This is a genomic window from Photobacterium japonica, assembly GCF_050337005.1.
Taxonomy (GTDB): domain Bacteria; phylum Pseudomonadota; class Gammaproteobacteria; order Enterobacterales; family Vibrionaceae; genus Photobacterium; species Photobacterium japonica.
Genome location: NZ_JAKJSN010000036.1, coordinates 1 through 23,191, shown reverse-complemented (window position 1 = coordinate 23,191; position 23,191 = coordinate 1). Strand labels below are relative to the sequence as shown.

At 47.0% G+C, this 23,191-nt stretch carries 23 protein-coding genes; 11 read left to right on the top strand and 12 right to left on the bottom strand.

Annotated features, from left to right (window positions below; genetic code table 11):
* Positions 1-80: 80 nt before the first annotated feature.
* Positions 81-992: a polyprenyl-phosphate transporter gene (locus L4C36_RS14720; protein WP_428478559.1), complete on the bottom strand. Its 912-nt coding sequence runs from the start codon at positions 990-992 to the stop codon at positions 81-83.
* A 194-nt stretch (positions 993-1,186) separates the two neighbouring features.
* On the opposite strand from L4C36_RS14720, the gene L4C36_RS14715 reads away from it, so the two are divergent.
* Positions 1,187-1,609 (top strand): GtrA family protein, encoded by a 423-nt coding sequence (locus L4C36_RS14715; RefSeq protein WP_428478558.1) that lies wholly within the window; start codon positions 1,187-1,189, stop codon positions 1,607-1,609.
* On the opposite strand, the gene L4C36_RS14710 is transcribed toward L4C36_RS14715, so the two are convergent.
* Both L4C36_RS14710 and L4C36_RS14705 read right to left on the bottom strand, forming a co-directional pair.
* Positions 1,566-2,864: a sensor histidine kinase gene (locus L4C36_RS14710; RefSeq protein ID WP_428478557.1), complete on the bottom strand. Its 1,299-nt coding sequence runs from the start codon at positions 2,862-2,864 to the stop codon at positions 1,566-1,568. The two genes, L4C36_RS14715 and L4C36_RS14710, sit on opposite strands and share 44 nt — an antisense overlap.
* Positions 2,861-3,541, bottom strand: coding sequence for a response regulator transcription factor (locus tag L4C36_RS14705; protein ID WP_428478556.1), 681 nt, complete (start codon positions 3,539-3,541; stop codon positions 2,861-2,863). Before L4C36_RS14705 ends, L4C36_RS14710 begins: the two co-directional genes overlap by 4 nt.
* Before the next feature lie 139 nt (positions 3,542-3,680).
* On the opposite strand from L4C36_RS14705, the gene L4C36_RS14700 reads away from it, so the two are divergent.
* The 4 genes from L4C36_RS14700 (at position 3,681) to L4C36_RS14685 (ending at position 7,316) form a co-directional block, all read left to right on the top strand.
* The gene (locus L4C36_RS14700; protein WP_428478555.1) at positions 3,681-4,763 is read left to right on the top strand and encodes a glycosyltransferase family 2 protein; all 1,083 of its coding nucleotides are present in this window, start codon (positions 3,681-3,683) and stop codon (positions 4,761-4,763) included.
* Positions 4,760-6,196 carry an ArnT family glycosyltransferase gene (locus L4C36_RS14695; protein ID WP_428478554.1) on the top strand — a complete coding sequence of 479 codons (1,437 nt, stop codon included), beginning with the start codon at positions 4,760-4,762 and terminating at the stop codon, positions 6,194-6,196. Before L4C36_RS14700 ends, L4C36_RS14695 begins: the two co-directional genes overlap by 4 nt.
* 119 nt (positions 6,197-6,315) lie before the next feature.
* The gene (locus L4C36_RS14690; RefSeq protein ID WP_428478553.1) at positions 6,316-6,567 is read left to right on the top strand and encodes a hypothetical protein; all 252 of its coding nucleotides are present in this window, start codon (positions 6,316-6,318) and stop codon (positions 6,565-6,567) included.
* 347 nt (positions 6,568-6,914) lie between these two features.
* The gene (locus tag L4C36_RS14685) at positions 6,915-7,316 is read left to right on the top strand and encodes a VOC family protein (protein ID WP_428478552.1); all 402 of its coding nucleotides are present in this window, start codon (positions 6,915-6,917) and stop codon (positions 7,314-7,316) included.
* Between the two features lie 115 nt (positions 7,317-7,431).
* Here L4C36_RS14685 and L4C36_RS14680 read toward each other — a convergent pair whose 3' ends face one another.
* A complete protein-coding gene (locus tag L4C36_RS14680) occupies positions 7,432-7,596 on the bottom strand; it encodes a hypothetical protein (protein WP_428478551.1) in 165 nt (54 codons plus the stop codon).
* Positions 7,597-7,912: 316 nt separating this feature from the next.
* Positions 7,913-8,227 (bottom strand): DUF3081 family protein, encoded by a 315-nt coding sequence (locus L4C36_RS14675; protein ID WP_428478550.1) that lies wholly within the window; start codon positions 8,225-8,227, stop codon positions 7,913-7,915.
* Between the two features lie 255 nt (positions 8,228-8,482).
* Between L4C36_RS14675 and L4C36_RS14670 the strand changes: the two genes are divergently transcribed.
* On the top strand, positions 8,483-9,664 hold the full coding sequence (locus L4C36_RS14670) for an amino acid aminotransferase (protein ID WP_428478549.1): 1,182 nt from the start codon (positions 8,483-8,485) through the stop codon (positions 9,662-9,664).
* A 35-nt stretch (positions 9,665-9,699) separates the two neighbouring features.
* Here L4C36_RS14670 and L4C36_RS14665 read toward each other — a convergent pair whose 3' ends face one another.
* The 5 genes from L4C36_RS14665 to L4C36_RS14645 all read right to left on the bottom strand — a co-directional run bounded on the left by L4C36_RS14665 (position 9,700) and on the right by L4C36_RS14645 (position 14,350).
* A complete protein-coding gene (locus tag L4C36_RS14665) occupies positions 9,700-11,418 on the bottom strand; it encodes an ATP-binding protein (protein WP_428478548.1) in 1,719 nt (572 codons plus the stop codon).
* 2 nt (positions 11,419-11,420) lie between these two features.
* Positions 11,421-11,960 carry a heme NO-binding domain-containing protein gene (locus L4C36_RS14660; RefSeq protein ID WP_428478594.1) on the bottom strand — a complete coding sequence of 180 codons (540 nt, stop codon included), beginning with the start codon at positions 11,958-11,960 and terminating at the stop codon, positions 11,421-11,423.
* A gap of 127 nt (positions 11,961-12,087) precedes the next feature.
* Positions 12,088-12,591: a hypothetical protein gene (locus L4C36_RS14655; RefSeq protein ID WP_428478547.1), complete on the bottom strand. Its 504-nt coding sequence runs from the start codon at positions 12,589-12,591 to the stop codon at positions 12,088-12,090.
* Between the two features lie 91 nt (positions 12,592-12,682).
* Complete coding sequence (locus L4C36_RS14650; RefSeq protein ID WP_428478546.1) at positions 12,683-13,435, bottom strand: nitroreductase family protein; 753 nt, start codon at positions 13,433-13,435, stop codon at positions 12,683-12,685.
* A 69-nt stretch (positions 13,436-13,504) separates the two neighbouring features.
* Positions 13,505-14,350 (bottom strand): lipase family protein, encoded by an 846-nt coding sequence (locus L4C36_RS14645; protein WP_428478545.1) that lies wholly within the window; start codon positions 14,348-14,350, stop codon positions 13,505-13,507.
* Positions 14,351-14,616: 266 nt separating this feature from the next.
* On the opposite strand from L4C36_RS14645, the gene L4C36_RS14640 reads away from it, so the two are divergent.
* The 3 genes from L4C36_RS14640 (at position 14,617) to L4C36_RS14630 (ending at position 17,813) form a co-directional block, all read left to right on the top strand.
* Positions 14,617-15,348, top strand: a complete 732-nt coding sequence (locus L4C36_RS14640) for a hypothetical protein (protein WP_428478544.1) — start codon at positions 14,617-14,619, stop codon at positions 15,346-15,348.
* Between the two features lie 204 nt (positions 15,349-15,552).
* Complete coding sequence (locus tag L4C36_RS14635; RefSeq protein WP_428478543.1) at positions 15,553-16,677, top strand: acyl-CoA desaturase; 1,125 nt, start codon at positions 15,553-15,555, stop codon at positions 16,675-16,677.
* 233 nt (positions 16,678-16,910) lie between these two features.
* Positions 16,911-17,813, top strand: a complete 903-nt coding sequence (locus tag L4C36_RS14630; protein WP_428478542.1) for a L,D-transpeptidase family protein — start codon at positions 16,911-16,913, stop codon at positions 17,811-17,813.
* A gap of 88 nt (positions 17,814-17,901) precedes the next feature.
* Here the strand turns inward: L4C36_RS14630 and L4C36_RS14625 are convergent, their stop codons facing one another.
* Positions 17,902-18,528 carry a hypothetical protein gene (locus L4C36_RS14625; protein ID WP_428478541.1) on the bottom strand — a complete coding sequence of 209 codons (627 nt, stop codon included), beginning with the start codon at positions 18,526-18,528 and terminating at the stop codon, positions 17,902-17,904.
* A 309-nt stretch (positions 18,529-18,837) separates the two neighbouring features.
* On the opposite strand from L4C36_RS14625, the gene L4C36_RS14620 reads away from it, so the two are divergent.
* Entirely contained in the window at positions 18,838-20,208 is a 1,371-nt protein-coding gene (locus L4C36_RS14620; RefSeq protein WP_428478540.1) for a histidine kinase sensor domain-containing protein, read from the top strand.
* Positions 20,209-20,298: 90 nt separating this feature from the next.
* Here L4C36_RS14620 and L4C36_RS14615 read toward each other — a convergent pair whose 3' ends face one another.
* Positions 20,299-20,736, bottom strand: coding sequence for a hypothetical protein (locus L4C36_RS14615; protein WP_428478539.1), 438 nt, complete (start codon positions 20,734-20,736; stop codon positions 20,299-20,301).
* 292 nt (positions 20,737-21,028) lie between these two features.
* Between L4C36_RS14615 and L4C36_RS14610 the strand changes: the two genes are divergently transcribed.
* Positions 21,029-23,122: a TonB-dependent siderophore receptor gene (locus L4C36_RS14610; RefSeq protein ID WP_428478538.1), complete on the top strand. Its 2,094-nt coding sequence runs from the start codon at positions 21,029-21,031 to the stop codon at positions 23,120-23,122.
* Positions 23,123-23,191: the final 69 nt, after the last annotated feature.

Genomic DNA, 23,191 nt, shown 5'->3' with positions numbered 1-23,191 from the left:
CAGCCTTATCCCTCTCTTTGATAACGACATAGAGGAAGCAGGCTGCTTAGGGGGGCACGCTGAGAGCAAGGAAGAAGCGGTTATTTCTCCGCGACTTTCTCTAGCCCCCATACCAAGGCGATACCCAAAATCATGGCCAAGATAGCGTAACCCAACAGCGCAGGGTGACCGGTCGCTTGTTCAAAGCTAAACGGCGACAGGTTTTGCTCTAGCAACGGCACTTGCTCACCGCCAGAGTTAGTGCGCCATGTTAGGGTTTCTTTCCATGGCCAGATTTTGCTAAGCGTACCAATCATCAGGCCTGTCAGGAACGTTAGTGCGATATCGCGGTAGTGGCGCAGTACCCAAGACAGTACGTGAGAGAATGACAACAAGCCAATGACACAGCCTGTGGCAAACAGACCGAGAGTCACAACATCCATCGACTTTGCCGCACCCAGAATAGGGCCGTACATGCCTAGCAGTAGCAAAATGAAGCTACCTGAAATACCTGGCAGGATCATGGCACAAATAGCGATAGAGCCTGCAATCACGATATTGAAATAGGTTGGTTCTAGGGTCAGCGGGTGTAATACCGTGATCCCGTAGGCGAACACCGCACCGGCAATGACCGCGACAATGCAGGTCGCATTCCATTTTTCGATTTGCTTAAACATGTGGATCACCGAAATGATGATCAAGCCAAAGAAAAAAGACCACAGTGGGATTGGGTGGGTTTGTAGCATCCACGTAATGACGCGGGCGAAGGTAAAGATACTGGTCAAAATGCCCGATAACAGCAAAATCAGGAAAGTGCCGTTCACATGGGCAAAAGCCGCCTTGAACCCTTCACGGCGCCAGAGGCCGATCAGGCTAGGGTTAACCCGACGAATACTCTCTAACAGTGTGTCGTAAATGCCTGTAATAAAGGCAATGGTACCGCCAGAAACACCAGGTACGACATCCGCCGCTCCCATGGCCATCCCTTTTAGAAAAGTAAATACTTTACTCATGGTTTTCCGTAGTAATTGAATGAGAAACTGGTGGCATTATACCTATTTAACGTGAAAAAAAAGTGCTTTTTCATCGGTGGTGGAAGGTGAAGAGCGGTTTTAGACATTTTTTACATCTTCGCTGACGTAGCCTGTGGTTTTACGTGCAGGAGCGTGGCCGTTATGCCGCGCAGCAGAGTGGAAGGGGTGATCATGTGAAACGATTAATACGCTTCTCGGTAGTGGGTGGGTGTGGGTTTGTGGTGGATGTGTGTGCTTTGTGGGTGTTCTCGCAATGGTGGCCGTTTGCCGTCGCGCGAGTGGGCGCCTTTTGGCTGGCGGCCTCATCCAACTGGTGGCTGAACCGACACGTTACCTTTCACAGCGCGGTCAAAGCGCCGCCTCGCCAGCAGTGGATGCAATTTGTCGTGGCGTCTTGTGTCGGGTTTGTGCCGAATGTGGGCTGTTATTGGGTATTGATGCAGTGGGTAACGCCGTTGGTTATGACCATGGCAACGGAGAGCTCGCTGTGGATGATGTGCTGGCCCTACGTTGGCATGGTTCCTGGTATTCTATTGGGGATGGTGATCAATTTTACGCTGGCTGATCGGTGGGTGTTCCGGACTGCCCGAGCATAATGGTGGCGCAACATCCGCCCGCGTTAGTATTCGCGAGCGTTAATTGCCACTGGTATTTACGACAAATGTCATTGGCGATCAGTAAGCCTAAGCCATACCCTTCCACGCCTCGTGGCTTTGAGCCCAAGCCCATACCTGTATCTTGCACTTGAATGGTATGTGCATTGACCGTGACCGTCACGCTGCCTTGTTCGGTACAGGCAAAGGCATTTTTGACCAAATTACCCAATAAAATATTGAAGGTGGGGGCGGGCATTTTCATGGCAATCGGTGAGGCGATGTCCACGTCCCACGATACGTCTTTATGGGCTAATAAATGGGCATGGGCGTGCATGATGTCGGCGACTTCATCATAAACCAGCGGTCGTTCAGTCAGTGTCTCGAGATCATCTTCACGGGTGAGAGAGAGTAACGTTGTGACAAAATCATTCATTTCATTGCTGGCGTGCAGCAACCTCTGGCGCTGTTTATCAATAAAGGCAGGCTCATTGGATTGCCCCAACAAAGAGATCGCCCCTTTTATGACCATCAAGGGTGTACGCAATTCATGGCTGGCGTAGCGATTGAAGGCGCGTTCACGATCGATCAAGGCTTGAATGCGTTGATGGTATTCGTTGAAACTGTCGACCAGTTGTAACAGTTCGCGCGACGCGATGCCTTTCGGTGCCACGATGGGGGACAGGTCATCGGTTTTACGTTGTTCAATGTCATTCGCCAATTGTGTGATGGGATCGGTCAGGCGACTCGATACCTTGAGAACCACCATCAAGCTTATCACTAATAAAATCAGCGATATAAATAACTGCTTGGCTTGATTATAAAAGATCTCTTCTTCGCTGATTTCATAAATGTCATCGAAGTAAATCAGGTAAAGGGGAACCGTTTTTCCTGCGACTGTCACCTGCGTGTGCATAAGGAAATGATCCGTCACACCGGATTCTTCATTGAATAATTCAATCGCTTTATCTTGTGGCAAGTCTTCCGGCAAGACCAAATCATTCGGCAGCAGGGCTTTATCCAGATAGGCGTGGCTGAACGGTGGAATGGCAAAATGATCCTGCGGGGTGCTGGTTAAGGACTGCTCCGCAATCCCTTTGGCATAGTTCAGACGGTTTTTGGCATTGATTTGCTCAAAATTTTCTAAGGTCGCGTCGAGCAAAGAAAAATGCAGCGTCACAATGCCAAACGCAATAATAGCGAAATAAGTGAAGGTAAGTTGCTTGGCACTTTTGACTTTCATGAAGGCTTTATTCATTTGTCATCCTGCTGGATCAATTGATAACCCACTTTCGGTACCGTTTTGATATACGCATGTTTGAACGGTTTATCGATTTGATTCCGGAGCTGATAGATATGGCTTCTGAGTACATTGCCTTCCGGCTCGTCATCGCCCCACAGTGCTGCGATCATTTCTTGTTTACTGACGACTTTCGGTGCCCGAGTGATCAGCAGTTTTAGAATCGTAAACAAAGTAGGGTTTAGGGCAAAACAGCAGTTATCACGCAGTAGGTTATGGCTGCTGAGATCCAGTTGGAGCTCGCCAAACGTTAATGTAGAGACGGCGGTTTCGCCTTGGCGACGCCGGGTCAGGGCTTTGATGCGCGCTTCAAGGATCTCAAGATCAAACGGTTTAACCAAATAATCATCGGCACCGTGTTCAAACCCTTGCAAAGTGTCTTCACGCGTATCACGGGCGGTCAGCATTAAAATAGGCGTATCAATACCTTGTTCGCGTAACTGCTGGCACACGGTAAAGCCATCCATCTTGGGCAACATGACATCCAAAATGATCAAATCATAATGGTTCTGACATCCGAGTTCGAAGCCATGTTGTCCATTGCTTGCGTAATCGAGGGTGTACCCTTTTATTTCAAAAAAATCGAAAATGACGCCCGCAATATCCTGGTGATCTTCAACCAAAAGTAGCTTCATGAAATAGCCTGCCGGAAAAATAGATTGGCCTAATAATGCCACAAAGAAAGGTGAAAAAAATGTCGATGACCTTTTTCTGACAGGGTATGGCATACCTTATGTACAAGAACGAGGCGGGTTAATTTATTCGAGGTTTATCATGTCTACTATTACCGTGCTTTCACATCATCGTGAGCACCCGCGAGATCATCAATCTCCCAATCAGCGGTCAGCACCGGTTCTCACGGTTATTATTCCAATGTTCAATGAACGAGCGGTATTGGCAACATGCCATGAACGTGTTTGTCAGGCTTTAGAAGCGCTGAATCAACCGTGCGAATTGATTTACATTGATGATGGAAGTACCGACGGCAGTTGGGACATCGCAACACAACTGAAGAGTAAACAGCATCAGGTGCGTACGCTAAGACTGAGCCGAAATTTCGGCAAAGAAGCCGCCATGAGCGCAGGACTGAAAGCGGCACAAGGCCAAGCCGTCGTGTTAATTGATGCAGACTTGCAAGATCCCCCTGAATTGATCCCGGCAATGTTCGACCAATGGTGCGCAGGTTTTGATGTGGTCGACATGCAGCGTCGTCAACGCCATGGTGAAAGCTGGTTTAAACGTTTTACTGCCGCCACGTTTTATAAGGTCATTAATCAGTTAACAGATATGCCGATTCCAGAAAATGTGGGTGACTTTCGCCTGATTGACCGTCGCGTTGTCGATGAAATTAATAAGTTGCCGGAGCGAACCCGCTTCATGAAAGGCTTATTTGCTTGGCCGGGCTTTAAGCGCACAACGTTGCAGTTTGATCGCGATCCCCGTTTGGCGGGAGAAACCAAGTGGAATTACCGCAAACTGTGTCATTTGGCATTTGAAGGCATTACCTCTTTTAGTACGCGTCCGCTGCGCCTGGCCACGGCAGCGGGGCTATTGATCTCGCTGGTGGCATTGGTATTAGCGGGCACCGTATTGATAAAAACCCTGTTGTTTGGGGATCCCGTTGCCGGTTATCCCTCCATGATGTTGGTGGTGCTTATTTTGGGCGGCGTTCAATTACTGTCGATTGGATTGCTGGGGGAGTATGTAGGGCGAATATTCATTGAATCGAAACAACGACCGTTATTTGTCGTGATGGAAGACAAATTCGCTGAGCAGGACCGCGTTAAATACGGTGCTGCTGAACACCGTCATTTACAACGAGTACAACACACTGTGGCAAAAGGACTCAACGCATGAGCCAGAAAAAGACATTATTCACCTTAACCCGTTTTGCCATGATGTTGGCTGTGGGTACCGTGATCGTTCGACTGTTAACACTGGGTGTCTATCCGTTAATGGATACCACAGAAGCTCGATACGGCGAAATGGCAAGGATCATGTATGAGACGGGCAATTGGGTGACCCCGATGTTTGATTACAATGTGCCGTTTTGGGGAAAACCGCCCCTGTTCACGTGGCTGAGTGCCACGGGGTTTGAATGGTTCGGTGTGAATGAATTTGCCGCACGTATGCCACATTGGGTTGTCGGAGTGGTGATTTTAATGTTGACGTGGGTGTTAGCGGCGAAAGTACGTGATCGCGATGAGGCGTGGCTAGCCGCTGCGATTTTGGCGACCACAACGGCGTTCATTGTGATCTCGGGTGCCGTCATGACAGACACCGCGCTGACATTGGGTGTGACCCTGAGTATGGTCGGTTTTTGGCTGAGTTGGGCGAAAAAGTCGACGTTTTGGGGGTATATGTTCTTTGTCGGCCTAGCGATAGGCATGTTAGCGAAAGGGCCTTTAGCCTTGGTGTTAGTCGGCATTAGTTTAACGCTGTGGCTGGCACAGGATAAACGGTGGAAGCAAATACCTCATTGCTTACCGTGGGTAAAAGGGAGCGCATTGTTTATTGTTCTCTCTCTGCCTTGGTACTTATTGGCAGAGTGGAAAAGTCCGGGTTTTTTGAACTATTTCATTATTGGTGAGCACATTAAACGTTTTGTCGTGAGTGGTTGGCAAGGTGATTTGTATGGATCGGCGCATGATGAAGTACGTGGCACTATTTGGGTATTTTGGTTTTTAGCCGCACTGCCTTGGGCACCGGTTTTGTTTTATCAGGTGATGCGCTTTTTTAAAGAGGGCGAAGAGGGCGTTCAAACCACCCATGGCTATATGGGCTTCTTATGGTGCTGGTTGTTGGCCCCGATGATCTTATTCACCCTGGCGGGAAATATTTTAGCCAGTTATGTCATGCCGGGCCTGCCCGCATTGGGGTTGCTCATCGCGGGCTACCATAGTCAACAAAACCTGCCAGAGAAGGTGTTTAAGCTAGGGCTAGTCACCCCCGTGTTGCTGATCATTGTCGCAGGTTTATTGCACCTGAATGTGGTGGGGAAAGAGCCAGAAAAAGGGTTGATGGCAGCATGGTCGGCACAAGCAGAAAAGGAAAATACGGCCTTGGTGTATTTGAATAAACGCCCGTTCTCGGCCCAATTCTATTCTGCGGGTAAAGCGACGTTAGCCAACGCTGAACTGACCGATTTTCTTCGTCAGCAACAGCATGATTTGTTTGTTGTCGTAGACAAATCGATGATCCCATCGGGCTTTTTATGGGACAAACAGCGGTGTGAGTTACGTGCGGAGTCCAATAAACGACAGCTAGTACATTGCAAAATTGGTGGCTGATCACGGCGTTTAATACTGGGTGTGGTCATTTTTTAAACTGTGACAGGGTAAACAAAGGCCTTTATATAATTGTGGGAATATGATTTCAGTTTAGTTCAATGAAATTAGGTTGGAGTATCATGATGTACCGTGAATTATTGGGAATACCCAGTGAACATGCTTTTGTTCGAACGGATATGAAGTGGGACGAAGGCAAAAAAATGGATGTCGATACGTTTTGGTATGACGAAAAAGACATTCATGGCCATATCATTGCGAAGTATGTGGTGAAGGTCATTAAGTTTATCTACCCACCAAAGAAGGCAGAAATTAGCTATCAAAAATTCAGCCCTGATAGCATATCCCTGTTAGCCAGTGGTGATATCGCATAGTTAGTATGATGATCGCCCGGCTATTGTAAAGAAGCAGTCAATGTCGGCTGTTTCTTTTTTTTTGTATAAAATAAATGAATAAAAAGTAGCGACAACTCACCTTGAATATGGCGTTAATTTTGAATTTCTTACAGAAAGTAAGGGAATATATTCATGTGCTAGTTAAGATATTTCGCAAATAAAAATAGTAAATAAAGTCGTATAGACTGACAGTAAATAAATAATAACGTCACGTGAGTGTGATAGACATCAAGGAATGCGCGGTACAGTGAGTGACGGTGTTGAATAACCCCTAGTTGAGTCTTACTATTTATTTATTGATAAAGAGAAATGGAGTTTGTTTTGTTATGCTACCTATTGATTCGACACTTCGTGTGGTAAGACCGACCGATAATGTAAAAGAATTGGCGCAGATGTATAGCAAAGCATTGGGCTTTGATGTGCTGAAGCAGTTTGATGATCACGATGGATTTGATGGCATTGTGCTTGGGCATAAAAAACACAGTTACCACATTGAATTCGTGAGCAAAATTGGTGAGAAAATCGGTCCTGCCCCGAGTGGCGCTGAGCATCTGTTGGTGTTTTACCTTCCGTGCAGTCAAGCGTGGGAAAGAGCGTGTCGCAGCATGATTGATTCAGGCTTTGTGGTGGTTGATTCAAGCAACCCTTATTGGGAAACGGTCGGTAAAACGTTTCAGGATACCGATGGTTACCGTGTTGTATTGCAAAACCTTGATTGGGATGTGTGATTAAATCGATAATACGATTGAACAATGAGTCTGGTCGACCTTAAAAAAAGCTCAAGATTTTTTCTTGAGCTTTTTTGTTGATCTTTTTTATTGTGCGATGGAATACGCAGCACGATTATTTATGGCTGAGGCCATGATATGCTGACTGAAACAGCAGTGAAAATCCTTCTTGGGTCAAATCGCGAGCGGAAACATTCGCCGCCTGTAAACGACGATAGCACTCTTCCAGTGCGCGAATTACCGCTTCAACTTCTTTTTTATTGAGGTGTTGTGCGTGCATGATGATCTCATTCTGTTATCGAATGTCTGCACTATTGCGGAAAGATGTCTGCAATAGTGTGCTTCTTGTTATGTTTATTCACGGTACGCTTAATAGGTTGAATGGCGTCTGAATAGCCGAACATCCGCGTTATTAATCCGTATCGACTGGCTGATTCATATCGCTATAGCGTAGTCAGTCAGTATTGTTTATAGGCTAATGAGAGTAAGAAAAATGCGTGAGATAACTGTCAGCGTAATGTCAAAGCTCTGTCATAAATTCAACGGGATTAACATTGTGCGCCATCATTAGGCGCACAATCATTGTGGGGGAGGGGTCAGTATTTTTCGTCTAATTGCGTCAACTTTTTGAGGAAGGCCTGGATTTGTGCTTCATTGTTGTTATGAAACTCGGTGGTGGTTTGGTTTATGACCGAATCCGGGTCTTCATTGCGGGTATGGAACTGGTATGTATTATGGAAATTAATGTCTAGGCTGACGATGCCATCAGACAAGCTCACGCAGTAACCATCCTGATTTTCGGTGCACTGGACGCCTTCCAGCTCACTCCCAAAATCAATGGTATGGCCTTGTGTTTTAATTTTTTCGTACACACTGAGCAATGTGCGAACATCGACACTGTTTTTCATCATAACCTCCGTTCACCCTGTGGGGGGGATGAGTCTGTCACTCCTATAAATTTAGGCGGTATGTGGCGGTCTGCAACACTAAGAAGGGGGAAGGCTTGTCACAGATCAAATTCACCTATTGATACCCATCACAATTTTGCGCCATTTTTTGTTAATTCATCACGCAAATACATGATGACGTTTTGAAAATGAAGTGGTAGCTTGAGAGAAAGACAACATAATTCAAATAACGCATTCACAACAAAACGGAATTTAAACATGTTTAAACAACTGGCAGCGGCGCAACCTGACCCTATATTGTCGTTATCGGCAGCATTTCGGGAGGATATGCGGGAAGAAAAAGTGGATTTGGGCATTGGTGTGTATCGTAATCATCAGGGGATCACCCCGGTGATGACAGCGGTTCAGCAGGCGCAAGCACGCGTTATGGCTAATGAAACGACCAAAGGTTATGTCGGCCTAGCCGGTAATGAGCAATTTAACCAATCGATGATGGATTTGCTCCTATCGGGCACGTCGGCACATGCGCGTGCTGCTGCCGTGCAAACCCCTGGTGCCAGTGGTGCATTGCGTATGTTGGCAGATTTAATGCACGTTGCACAGCCAGATACCACGGTATGGATTTCCAACCCGAGTTATGTCAACCATAAGCCGGTGATGGAAGCCGCAGGTTTGAAAGTGCGTTATTACCCGTATTTTAACCCGGAAACCAAGCAGGTGGATTCCGCCGCGATGTTGGCTGAACTTGCGAAAGCTGGCCCGAAAGATGTGGTGCTATTGCACGGTTGTTGCCATAACCCAACAGGTGCCGATATCACGTTTTCTGATTGGCAGGCGATCACGGCAATGGCGAATCAGCAAGGTTTTATGCCGTTTGTCGACATCGCCTATCAGGGCTTTGGTGAGGGGTTGGCGGAAGATGCGGCCGGTCTGCAATACATGGCGAACAATGTTGAAGAAATGATTGTTGCTACATCGTGCTCGAAAAACTTTGGCTTGTATCGCGAACGTACCGGTGCCGCAATTGTTATCAGTGATACCTTATCGAATGCACAAAAAGCCAAAGGGCGCATTTTGAATTTGGCGCGTTCAAGCTACACCATGCCGCCTGATCATGGCGCGGCATTGGTCGCGACCATTTTAAATGATGCCACACTCACGCAGACGTGGAAGCAAGAGCTAGACGGTATGAACCATCGTCTATTGCGTTTACGGGCGGGGTTGGTGCAAGCGGTGCAGCAGCAGGGTTCAAATCAGTTTGATTTTATTCAACAGCACAAAGGCATGTTCTCTGTGACAGGGTTGTCACCTGAGCAAATTGGTCGCTTGCGAGATGAGCATGCGATTTATGCCGTGGGTGATGGCCGCATTAACATTGCCGGTTTGCAAGAGCATCAGTTGGACTATGTAGCGAATGCGCTACTGACTGTCTCACGTTAATGTATTATGCCGCTGTGGTCAGATGGGGGCTGGAATTAGGCGCCCCATTTTTCTAACATTTCCCTGAGTTCGCTTGCCTGATAAGGTTTGCAGAGAATATCGTCCATTCCCGCTGAAAAACAATCTTCGCGTTCTGCGCGTGTTGTCCCCGCTGTGAGTGCCAATATTGGTTTCGTGTAGCCTTGATCGCGCAATTGTTGTGTGGCGGAATAGCCATCCATGATCGGCATGCGGCAATCCATTAATACGATATCCACGGTTTCATTTTCCAGCAGCGTCAGCGCCTCTTGGCCGTTATTGGCAATTAATGGCGTGATCCCAAACTTTTTCATCATGAGTGTGATGATCATTTGATTGGTTTTTAAATCTTCGACCACTAAGACCGACAGGTTATCGATGGGTTGCGCATCGTTATGTTCTGCATCACCCGTATCGGCAGGGGGCTGATACAGCGTGATCGGCAAACGGACCGTGAACGTCGCCCCAGCGCCATCGCTACTTTCAACCTCTATACTCCCATGCATTTGTTGGGCGAGTTTTTTACAAATGGCCAGTCCCAAACCAGTGCCTTCGTGATTACGTTGGCTGGAGTTATCGACTTGGGTAAAAGGGTCAAACAAGGTCGCTTGTTTCGCTTGCGGGATCCCGCACCCAGAATCTGTGACTGAGAAAAAAAGGTGATCTGAACGCCATTCTATGGTGGATTTTACCGCGCCCACGGTGGTGAACTTGAGGGCATTGCCGATCAAATTGACATAAATTTGTTTGATTCTGTCGACATCGCCCACCATCCAGCGAGGGGTCGTGTTTGACGTTGAAATGGAGAGCTGGATCTGTTTCTCATTGGCGCGATGCTGAAATATATCATTGAGCATCGTCATCATGCTGTGGCAGTCGAAAGGCTTATTGGTGAGTTCCAACATACCCGCGTTGATCTTACTGTAATCCAGCAGGTCATTAATGATGGCACGTAATAATTCACCAGAATGGTCAAGGGTATTGAGTAACCGTGTCTGATGGGCATTTAAGGGAGTGTCAGCCATTAGCTCTGCTGTGCCTAACAGGCCATTGAGCGGTGTCCGGAGTTCATGATTAATCATGGCGAGAAAATCACGGGTGGATTTTTCCGACGCCTCGGCCCGTTTACGGGCTAAAATAGCCTCTTCCAGTTTAAGCTGTCGGTCGATGGACGAACGCACCATTTCGCTAAACAGGTGCATGTGTTTTTGAATGGTGTTGAGCCACGAACCCGACGCATGAATTTTGGTGGCGAAAAAGCCTTGCGTATTGGTGTCGTTATAAAAAGAGATCCACAGCACGCCTTCGTCGATATCCCAGTAATAGGGAACATGCCGAAGGTCGATGGGGCATTGCCATGTTTGCTGCCTGCCAGAGGTGTGTTCAATCGCAATGTCACTATCTGGGAAACAAGTAATCGCAATACCACATGCGCGCACTGAAATACTGTCGACCAGTGAATCAGCCAGTTCTTTGATCAACGATGCTGATGGGGGGTGTTTGAGAAATTTACGTCCAAAAACCAGCAAGAGGTTTTCTATTTTGGCTTGATAGGCCAATAATTCCGAGTCTAATTCGGCTTGTGCTTTGACTTTCTCGAAGCTTTTCTCAATCAACTTTTTGGCGTCAAACAGCTCGAGACTTTTTATCTCCAGCAGTTTTTCCGCCGATTGCCGTGCTGAGCGTTCCCGCACGACTTTCTTCATTAGCAATGCAATGTGCTGATCAGGATCCATGCTTACCCCGGGATCAAATCAATGGAAAATCGGACATGGCTTTTGGACGGGTTATACGCTTCCATCGTGATGTTGACTTGCTCATTGAAATGCTTGGCACACCCTTTGATGAGACCCATGCAAACATGTGACATGCAGCGTGCAGAGTGGTAATCCATGACCATTCGGCTTGAGGTTAATGATAAAAATTGAAATTTAGGTGGCGATGCATCGGGGTAGAGTTTTTTTACTTCGGTATGAATATGCTCTTCTACCCGCTGAATGAAACTAAAGGTGTTGTGTTCATGACTCGGCATACCCGGCAGGCTTTCTAATAAACTATTGAACACCGCTTCACCATAAACCTCCTGAAGGATTTCAGGTGAAATGTGAGTGATGTTACTGAGGGCCATAATCAGTTTGACTAAATCGCGATGATCATAACTCCCCACCGTGGTGTAAGCCCCGCTGTTATTAGTGTCATCAAACATTTGTTGGCATACATCCAGCCCGAATTCGCTTTCAACTAAATCAATAAACTCAGTGAAAATGATTCCCTTCATAAATCCCCACATTACGTTGATATGTTTATATAAAAATTATGGGAAAGGAAAAGGAAGAGGTCAAAAAACTCTAACAAAAAAGTCAGCCTACGCTGACTTTTAACAACATGATGAAGGGATGTGCTGATTATTCTTCAATAAACAGGGTCGGTAATGACGCTTCAGATTGTTTAAGGAGTGCTAGTTTCATCTCTTTGATCAGTGCGGCTTGGTTTGGCAGGGGGAGCGCATGCACATCTGCCACTAAGGTACCGTGTTCTGCATCGTGATAAATCATGCCACAGGCTGCTGGCTTACCTTTGAAGAAGCCGACGAACAATTGTGCCGGAGAGTCAGGCTCAAACATAATTTGCGTGAGGTATTCGACAAGGGCTTCTTTTTCGTCATCACTTTGTTCCCATTTGCTGGCCAACACAAGTGAATAACGAATCGTCAGGGGGTGACAGTCAACAGGGTAAATCGATAAGGAGCCATCCGGTGATTCCAAGGGCTCAGTGACTGGGTTGGCGTTCAACAAGGGTTGATTTTGTTGATAGAGCGCAAGGCCAGTTTCGCTGAGTGGGGTGGGAAACTCGGCGTCTGTAATGTGGCTGGCCATCCACGTATTCTTTAAATTAATTAATTGTTGCATCGAGACTGCTGACCGTTATCGTTGCTTTTAGTTACCCACACCATACCGTAAATAATAGACGGAAGGTATGGGTTCGCGGCCAAATGCTTAATTAATGATTAAAAATAACGTCATCTGCTTCAACACGGTGCCTGTCACTGTAGATCCCATCGTCAGCGCGCGAACCACAACCAATGATCATGGTTATCTCAGCGTCGCGCGGTAGCCCGAGCAGTTGTTTAGTCCGTGCAGAATCAAAGCCTTCCATCGGACATGTGTCGTAACCTTCCGCGCGCATGGCGGTCATGAATGTCATAGCGGCCAGTGAACTGCTTTTATGCAGACACACTCGTAAATCGGCTTTGCTGACTTCACGTACCATGGGTTTTTTCAAACCAAGGCAAAAGGTGAGTAGCTTTCGTCCCATACCGAGAATGCCAAATTTGTCATTGCGATAAACAAAAGGGATCAAGGTTTCGTAGTATTTTAGCGCCCGTTTCGCGGTCGCGTCATGCCTGCCTTCAAAGGCCTCGCGCACCTGCGTGGCGTTCCCTTGTGCACGACGTTTCCATTTGTACGGGGTGACCACGAAAACGACCAGTTCATTTGCGGTTGTCGCGGCGTTTTGCCCCATACAGTAGTGGGCAAGCGTATGGCGTTTTTCATCAGAGATAACACGATGAAACTCCCACAATTGCATGTTAGAGCTGTTGGGAGACAGTGTTGCCAGTGTCAGTGCACGCGCCACGGCGTCATGATCAAACGGCACGGCAGGATCATACTTGCGGACTGAACGACGAGAATGAACGAGCTCGCTATACACGTGTTGCGTGTTTGACATGGCATCTGGCATGGGATCTGACATAAGAATATCCTGATGGCTTCAATGGATTGATCAATGAATAAACGGGTCAGGCATTATGGCATGAAGTATTCAGTGTTTGTCGAAAAAGTCTTTATTACGAATGTATTTGTTCATGTAGTGGTAGGTGATGGGGCGCAATAACCAACTGATGATTGAGCGGTAAAAACGCTGAAACGTCGGGGTGTCTTCGTAGATTTTACCGTTGTGGAGCCATAGCATTTTACCCACATGCCAATAGACAAGCGGGAGAGGAGGCAGGAACGTCACCATGTCGAGATCACAACAAATGCGGTAGGTATGTTGTGATAGGGGGTAATGCTGCTTAAAGTTCCAAAAACCCGTGGCAGGCTGACCAAAGGTCACAATGCGTTTTATGGCGTGGGGGTGGGTCTGATATAAGCGATGTGCAACGAGAATGGCCATCGCGCCACCAGAAGAATGACCAGTAAAGGCGACTTTCTTTCCCGCTTGGATTAACGGCAAAAGGACATGTTCAATTTGTTGATACAGCGTTTGGTGGTGCAAGTCTCGCTGTTCACTGTTGCCTTGTATTTCCGTGTTGAGATTGAGACTAAAATGCGAACGCTCTCGTGTGGTCGACATTTTGCTGTGTTGTTCGAGTAAGGAATAGTAGCCCCAATGGACATGGCAGTGTGTGTCACCCACTGGGATCTTTTTAGGAAAGAACGCCAAATTGATCATCCAATCCCACAGGCTTTGCGTACCTTTAAAGACGACCACAACGTCTTTGTTCTCGCCCCACAGCAAACGAATCACCGTGCGCCCCCAGCGATCGGTGATCTCATGGCGTCCCTTTTTACTAAACCCATAGAGCGTGTGATTAAAAGTCGATGGGTACGCCAAACTGCATAGAATGGCATAGTGTTCGTATTGGTATCTTTTTAACCGCTTCATGATTGATCGCAAGTGGCACATCAATCGCTTAACTCTAGCGGCTATTTATAGCAAGTGTGTGACAGTGATGGCGATTCAAAGCCGTGATCTTGGCGTTAAAAGAGGGCGTAAAAATGTCATGTCAGGTTGCTAGACTGCGATTTCATTGAATTGAGTTCAAACTTTATGAACATCAATGCGCAAAAAGTATGTGATTTGATATAAGAATAGTAAATGGTGGAGTTATTCTTTTTACTTATTGTTCGTTAACGCATGGCAGGAAATACATGATGGAATATGATTTTAAATCTCACCCATTGCTTCAACTCACACAGGCCACTCAGCCTGAGGCTATCATCAAACAGTTTCAGGCCATGATGTTGGCTGGGAAAGCGGTGGAGTCAATCACGGTGGCGAACACCAAACAAGCGATAGAGCAAAGCTATCAACACAGTTTGAAATTGCTGGAGACAATGGATAAGCAGTTTCAGACAACCGGTGATACACAACAAGCGTTGTGCTTCCCCTTTGATGTGATGGATCAATTTACGCGCAATGTCAGTGAGCAATGGAAAATGTTAGCGGGGCTGTCGGTGGCCTCTGTGGCTGATCTGGAAGCGGACCTTGAACAGCATAAAAAAGTGGTTGTTGAGCTTAATGCCACTGTCACTACGCTGGAAGGGGCATTGAAGGTACGTGAAGAAGAGCTTGAGCAAGCGGATGCCGATACCAATAAAGCCCTGAAAGCGAAACAAGTTGCTCAGCGTAATGCGCGCAAACTTAAATCAGAGCTGGATCTCAGCATGGAGCAAGTACAAGCACTAGAAGCGCAAGTGAAAAAGCTTGAAGCTTCTGTGGCACAGCAGGAAAGTGATAATGCTGTGTTAGTTCAACTGCACGATGAGCGCGAAAAAGAAGTGACAGCGTTGCAGGCGGATTTGGATGCGATCAAGATTGAGCAACAGCAACAGCAACAGCAACAGCAACAGCACGAACAGCAACAACAGCAGGGTGCGTAATATTGTGTGACACCGCAGACAAGAAGCGCCGAGAGGCGCTTTTTTGTTATGAGTGTTTAATAAGAGACACAGTTAACAAGAACAATCTTTTTCAATTGAACCATCATTAACCATATTGACGGCAAACGTTTTCGTGATTATTCTGGCTTACAAGTGTAAGCTCAAATTAGACGAGCGAAAATTCAACAAAAAAGGTTAATAAGGATGACGACCACCCAACCTCCTGTGATCTGGCTTAATGTCGTACTGTTTACAACAACCATGGCGATTGCCCTGATTGGCACGCCGCTGTATGCGTGGCACGTCGGTGTCGATGGCGCACAAATCATGATGCTGCTGGTGGCGTTTACTTTTTGTGGCATGTCGATTACGGCGGGCTACCATCGTCTATGGTCACATAAAGCCTATGAAGCCAATAAACCCATGCGTGCGATATTTGCGATTGGTGGGGCATTCGCTCTGCAAAATAGCATTCTGCATTGGTCATCCGATCATCGCATTCATCATCGTCATGTCGATAACAATGACAAAGATCCGTACTCCGCAAAAAAGGGCTTCTTCTATAGCCATATCGGGTGGATGCTGCGTGATTATCAAGCTAGTCGCTACAGTGATTACAGTAATTGCCGTGACTTACAAAAAGACCCTATCGTGATGTGGCAGCATAACTATTATGTGCCATTAGCTGTGGCCACCAATGTCGGTATTCCGCTGGTCTTTGGCCTGCTCCACGGCGATGTATGGGGCGCGTTGTTACTGGTGGGCGTATTACGTTTAGTATTGAGTCACCACACTACGTTTTTCATTAACTCATTGGCGCATATTTGGGGCTCGCAGCCGTATACGGATAACAATACCGCTCGTGACAATGGCTTTTTGGCGCTGCTGACCTTTGGGGAGGGGTACCATAACTATCACCACATCTTTGAAAATGATTACCGTAACGGTATTCGTTGGTGGCAGTTCGACCCAACAAAATGGTTGATTAAAAGCTGCGCATGGATGGGCATGGCCAAGAACTTGCGCACCAGCCCGGAAGACAAAGTGGAAAAAGCGCGCGCAACCATGTTGCATCAACGTTTACAGAAAAAACTCCTGACACTGCCTAATCCACAAGCGCGTTTACAGCGATTGGATGAAGAATATGAAGCCCTGTTGCAGAAAATTGCCGACTATTATGCCGCGCAAAAGCGCCTGCTGGATCTCAAGAAAAAACACTTGTTGAAACATTACGATAGCTTTGAATTCATTCAGCAGTATAACGAGATGAAATACCGACTTGATGAGCAGCGTAAAACGTGGAAGCGAATAACCGCACAGTACGCGTAGTGCACATGGTTGAAAGCGGATAACTGACGGGGCGTATGCCCCGTTTTTGTTTGTGTGCCACACAGTGATAGAATGCTGGCCATTGACAGGCTTGACGTTAAAATGACGAAAGCGCTTAACGGGTGACGTAGAATTGGCGCAATAAATCTCAAAAGTGAGAATTATTGCGCTCAGATCGAGTCATTGAATGAAATTTGCCATAATTGAGGGGTTAAATTGATGGAGGCACTGTTTTGAGACGCTTATTGCTCTTAATGCTTGTTAGTTTCATGTCGTTGTCGGCACAAGCGGTTGAGTATAATCGACCTGCGCCAGACAGTAAGCTTGTGGGCGTCATGGAGTATTACCAAGTCATGGAAGGCGATAGCTTATTAGATATTGCGAATAGATATGATGTGGGGCTGTTACTGCTGATGGCATCGAACCCTGGGGTCGATCCTTTTCTGCCAACACCGGGCTCATTGCTGACTATTCCTATGCAGCTCATCCTGCCGGATGTGAAGCGCGAAGGAATAGTGATCAATTTGGCTGAGCTTCGCTTGTATTACTTCCCGAAAAACAGCGAAAAAATGTACGTGTTCCCGATTGGGATCGGTCGTGTAGGGCGTGAAACCCCGCGCATGACCACGCAGATCAGTCAAATGATCAAGAACCCAACATGGACACCGACCGCCAACATACGTAAAGAATACCGTGAAAAGCACAATATTGAGCTGCCGGGCGTTGTGCCTGCAGGACCAGAAAACCCATTGGGTGATTATGCAATGCGACTCTCGCAAGGGGGCGGTCAGTATTTGATCCACGGTACGAATAAAGACTTTGGCATTGGCATGCGTGTCAGCTCTGGCTGTATTCGTATGAACCCATGGGACGTCGAATGGCTGTTCGCACAAGTGCGCCGTGGTACCGTCGTGCGTATCATTAACCAGCCGGTGAAAGAAACCACAGAGCCAGACGGTTCCGTTTACGTGGAAGTGCATGAGCCGCTTTCTCGAGATGAAGCACAGCTTGGTGAGTTTAAATCCGTCAATGCTTCTAATACGTTGGTGTCTGCGGTAGTGAGTGATGATAAAGCCAGCTTGGCGTTATCCCGCGCGTTGAATGATCAGCAAGGCCTGCCAATCAAGCTAAGATAACCGCGTGATTTGGTCACTGACATGTCAGTGCTTAACATAAAAAAAAGCAGCGTTATCGCTGCTTTTTTATTGCTTGGAGAGTGGGATGCTATTCAATAATGGTTGAAATCAGACGTTGGTCATCCAAACCGTCAAGCGGGGAAGGGACAAACACCAATGCACGTAGCTCAGGGTGTTGGTCATCGAGAATTTGCTTGTCACGTTCAGCCACGAAATCATGGTGAATTTTGGCAAAGCCGCTGGGGTACTTGGTATTCCAGAGCGGGCTTTTCGCAATCAAACTGGACGTTATAAATTGTCCAATATAGGTCACTTGATTAGGCGCGATGATAATTTGCCCGCCCACATTGCTGACCGACTTAGATTTCACGGTTTGAATGCCATTGCTCCCTTTGAAGTGCACAGAGTCCAACTCATAGTGACCGGCCGGTAAAGCCAGAGTGAATAATTGCCCTTCCAGTGCGTCGGTTTCAAAGTCAGGGGAAGAATCAAATCGGCTGACCGTGATCATTTCCTTGCTTTCGATATGACGGATATTCAATGTGGTGACAATTTTGTTGCCGGTGGCTGGCCATACGGTATTTACCCCCAAACTGCCCACGAGATAACCACTGTGTTCATGTGACGACGCGATCGGATCGGGAATATTGACCGCAATACCCTTACTGCACCCCGCGAGGAACAATAGAGTAATAAACAAAATGATGCGCTTCATGTGACCTCCTTGCTGAAGCAATTTGTTTAGCGTGCTGTCATGCGTGAGCGTGCTTCCTTTACGTTCATGGTGCATGATGACATTTCCACTATAAGGGAGGTGCCCTGTTATCCCAAGCCTATCACCCCAAGAGTTATAGGTGGGTTCGGTTGAAACAGTAAAAAAATTCTAATCAGGCCAATTTTGCCTCAATCATCGTCGTTTCTGTTTATCATTTCTATTCATCTATCGTGCAGTCAGCGCAATAAGGTTTAAAAGGCAAGATATGTTACCCTTGCTGCGACTCCCCCAATATGATGCTTGACTAAAATGATAAGCCTTCCAAAGATAAAAGCGACCTTTCACCTTGGCAACAAAGAAGGGTTGGCGTTTAAGCTATTTTCCTTCTTTGCGGTTAGCTTGTTTATTATTTTGCTGTTGCAAAATTTGGCTGAAGCGGCGTTGGTACGGACGCTGCTGTATATTCCCAAGCCAATACAAGCCCAAATGCATGATATGGCCGATCAAGCTGAGGCTATCATTGAACGTGGTGATAACGCGGCACTGGCTGAGTGGGAGGAGGCGCAGTCATTTAAAGTCTTCGTGCTGGATGCGCAAAATCGCGAACTCAGTGGCCGTGAAATGCACCCGCATTTTGCATTCAAACTGCGTTTTGCGCGCGATATAGATACCCGGTTCGACAATAAAGTGAACCAACCGATTATTACTTTACCCTTGGTGTCGGGTGATCGCTTGGTGATCCAATTTCCTCATCAACTGCATCCCGCGCGGATATTTACGTACTATTTTACCGCCATTAAAGCCGTTATTGCTGTGCTCATTTTGGGGGTGTTGTCGTTGTTACTCGCCCGTTACCTGCAAGCGCCGCTGAAAAAACTGCAAGAGGCTAGTCATCGCTTGGCGGAAGGGGATTTTTCTGTCCGAGTCAGCCAAGAGGTAGGTGACAGTGTCACGGAGTTTAAGGCGTTGGCTGAGAGCTTTGATCATATGACACAACGCATTGAAGCACTGAATGCCAAACAAAAGCGGTTGATTCGCGATGTCTCCCATGAACTGAAAACACCGCTTGCGCGGCATGAACTGGCATTGCATTTGTTACGACGAAAGATTTCCGATGACCAACAGGTGTATTTACAGCGGTTAGAGAATGAATCTAACGAAATGAATGCGTTAGTGAATGAAATATTGGCGTTCAGTCAGTTGGAAAATGCCCATTACCAGCCAACGTTAGTGCCGATTGATCTGTATGCGCTTTGTGAGCAGCACATTACCGAGATGCAGCAAGGGCTGCATGGCACACAAACGCTATCCCTTGATGGTGAGCCTAGCGGAGCATGTGAGCCGCACTGGGTGCAGGCCGAACATACCTTGGTTTTACGTGTGCTGAAAAATACGATTGGCAATGCCATCAAATATGCGGGTGAGAATGCGCAGATTGTGGTATCGCTGGTGGACGCAGAGATTTGGGTCACGGATAGCGGGAAAGGCATTCCAGCGCAGTATCTACCGTCGATTTTTGACCCGTTTACCCGGGTGCAAGCAGGGCGAGAGAAATCCGCTGGGGGTTATGGCTTAGGGTTGGCAATCGTTAAAGAGTCGATGGAATTGATGGGCGGGGAAGTTCTGGCAGCAAACGTGCCTGAGGGCTTTCGTATAACGCTGACGTTTCAGCCATCGTGATAAGGTAAGGACAGAGATCTGTACAAGAGAGAGCGCTGACAGCTTCCAATGAAACGTGAAGCTGTCAGACAGTAAAGCGGTGACGGGATCTTACTGTTTTGCTGCCGGCTTGATCACGTTTTTAAACTTGCTCGCTTTCGTACGTAGGTAATCTACGTCAGGCGGGAAGTCTTTGTTTGATTTGGCATGTGTCATCATGTCGAATACCGTGAATTCAGTCAGAATCGCATACTGGTATTCTTTGAAATCGCCTGCCGCTTGCAGGGTAGGGTCGTAATACTTGTCGCCTTTGCGAATAATAGCGTGGTCAATGACCGTTTCTTCGCAACGGTAACCCAGTACATAACGTTCGCCTTTACAGTAAATCACGTTCATATAGCTGTTGTAGAAACTTTCACCTTCCACTTTGGTGCAGCTTTCTAGCATGTCATCGTCCATTGCAGACACAGTGACAATACGCATTTTTTCAGCAATAAGATTTAACGCATTAAGTTGGCGATGAACGTCATCTAGGTTTACTTCTGTCACTTCATATATACCGGATAATAAAAAACCGCTGCATTATACCTCTCGCCGCGTGAAATAACAGGTTTTATGATGATGAGCAATACGCGAACGCGAGAAGGCTGACCTTTTACATCCACTGACAAAATCCTTACAAATGCAAAGATTGTAAATTAAATGCAAATGGTAATGGTTATCACTTATATTCCGTTTCAGATTTTACGGGCGCTTCAGCGCTCATAGGTACAGCCACACTGCCGATTGATAACTCTAACTACACGGCAAACGTACCTCATACTATTTGGAGTAACGGAATATGTTTTCAAAAAGTCAGTTGGCTTTATTTATCGGTGCAGTACTTGCGGCGCCTGCAGCAATGGCCCAAACGCACACTGAAACCACGGAAGTGGATGAGCACATGGTGGTAACAGGCCGTGACTACGGTTACAAAGCCGACACCAATACCAGCGCCATGCGCATTGAAGCCACACAGCTTGAAACCCCAGGACAAGTGTCCATCATCGATGAACAAGTGATCGATGAGCAGCGTGCTACCACGCTGGGTGAAGTGCTACGTAATGACTCCAGTATTTCGGAAGGCGGCAAAGGCCGTAACCGTGAAACCTTTTTCCTACGTGGTTTTGAACTAGACAGTGGTGACAGCTTCCTGCGTGACGGTAAGCAGCATTGGTCTCACTACCGTCAGCCAATTGAATTGCTTGAGCGTGTAGAAGTATTGAAAGGCCCAGCAGGTTTGCTTTACGGCAAATCTGCACCGGGTGGCTTGATCAACATGGTGGCGAAGAAGCCAACCTACGAAACGCAAGTGAATGTGAGCCAAGATATCGGCTCTGATAACGAATCACGCACAGTGGTTGACGTGAGCGGTGCGCTGAACGAAGAACAAACACTGCGCGCGCGTGCGATTGTCTCTAAGCACAGCTACGACTCATGGCGTCGTTATAACGATGGCACGACACCATCAACAGAACGTTTTGTCGGCGGCCTGTTCGTGGATTACGACGTAACAGACAACACAACCGTATCTTTCCACTACGACCGTACTAACGATAACGGCAGTGTAGATACCGGTGCATGGATTGTCGATGGCGAGCCAGTGCTGGGTGAGAAACACATCTGGGATGCGCAGTGGTCTAACATCGAAAACGATGTCGAAAATATTGGCGTGGATGTGAACACGCACCTTTCTGATACATGGCGCATGTCAGCGAGCTATAACCGTCAAGACTTCGAACGTCGTGACACAGAGAGCTTCACCGATCCAACCACATATGATGCAGCGACAGGCACGTTCAAATACAACGCGTATGACCGTTGGGATAACTGGAAGTTCGATACAGCGAACGTTGACTTTATCGGTGAGTTTGATGCATTAGGTGTGTCTCACCAGACGCTGATTGGTGCGAATTGGTTGGGTTACCATTACGAAACGCAAAGCCAGTACCTGAAAAATGGCTACGAAGTGGCTGTTGGCGAGTCGATGATCAAGCCGACGGATCTGCATTACACCAACGGTAAGCAGAAAGATCCAACAGAGCGAGATTCTTACGGCATTTACCTGCAAGACATGGTCACGATCAATGATGCTTGGCAGGTACTCGCAGGCGTACGTTTCGACCGCCATGAAACCAGCGCGGGTGATTACAATAACGTATTGCCAAAAGCGGCGGTGATTTACCACCCAGCAGAGAACGGTTCGATTTACTTCACCTACTCTGAAAGCTTTGAACCGCAAGATCCGGTTGATAATGAAAATGACGTGAACGACGGCATGGAATTGGATCCTGTAAAAGGTACCTTGTTTGAACTGGGTTCAAAGTGGGAACTGTTTGATGGTCAAGCGTTAGTATCGGGTGCTATCTTCGATATCACGCAAGAAAACAAAGTGGTTAAAGAAGACATAAACACGGGCGGTCATTCGTCTATGACGACGCAGGTGGGTGAGCAAAAACACCGAGGTGCAGAGTTCTCTGTATCCGGTTATGTGACTGAACAGCTAGCATTGAATGGTAGCATGACTTACCTGGACGCGAAGATTGTTGACCCGACAGATGCAAGCATTGACGGTAACCGTCCTGCTGATGTACCAGAGTTTGCCGCTAGCATTTGGTCGCGTTACTCAGTAACGAACAACACAGACATTAATCTGGGGCTGTTCTACGAAGGTTCGCGCTTTGGTGATGAGAAAAACACCTATAAGAAAGATGCGTATACCCGCGTTGATGCCGGTGTTGCTCACACCATCAAATATGATGAAAACCTAGACGTTATCATGCGTCTGAATGTGAACAACCTGTTTGATACCGACTACTTAGCGGGTGGTAGCCAGACTAAGACCATCATTGGTGAAGGTCGCAATTACATGGCAACCGTACAGTTTAGCTACTAAAAATGTGAACGAATGAATGGGGAAGTGAAAGCTTCCCCATTTTCGTTGTATTTTTACACAAATGATATT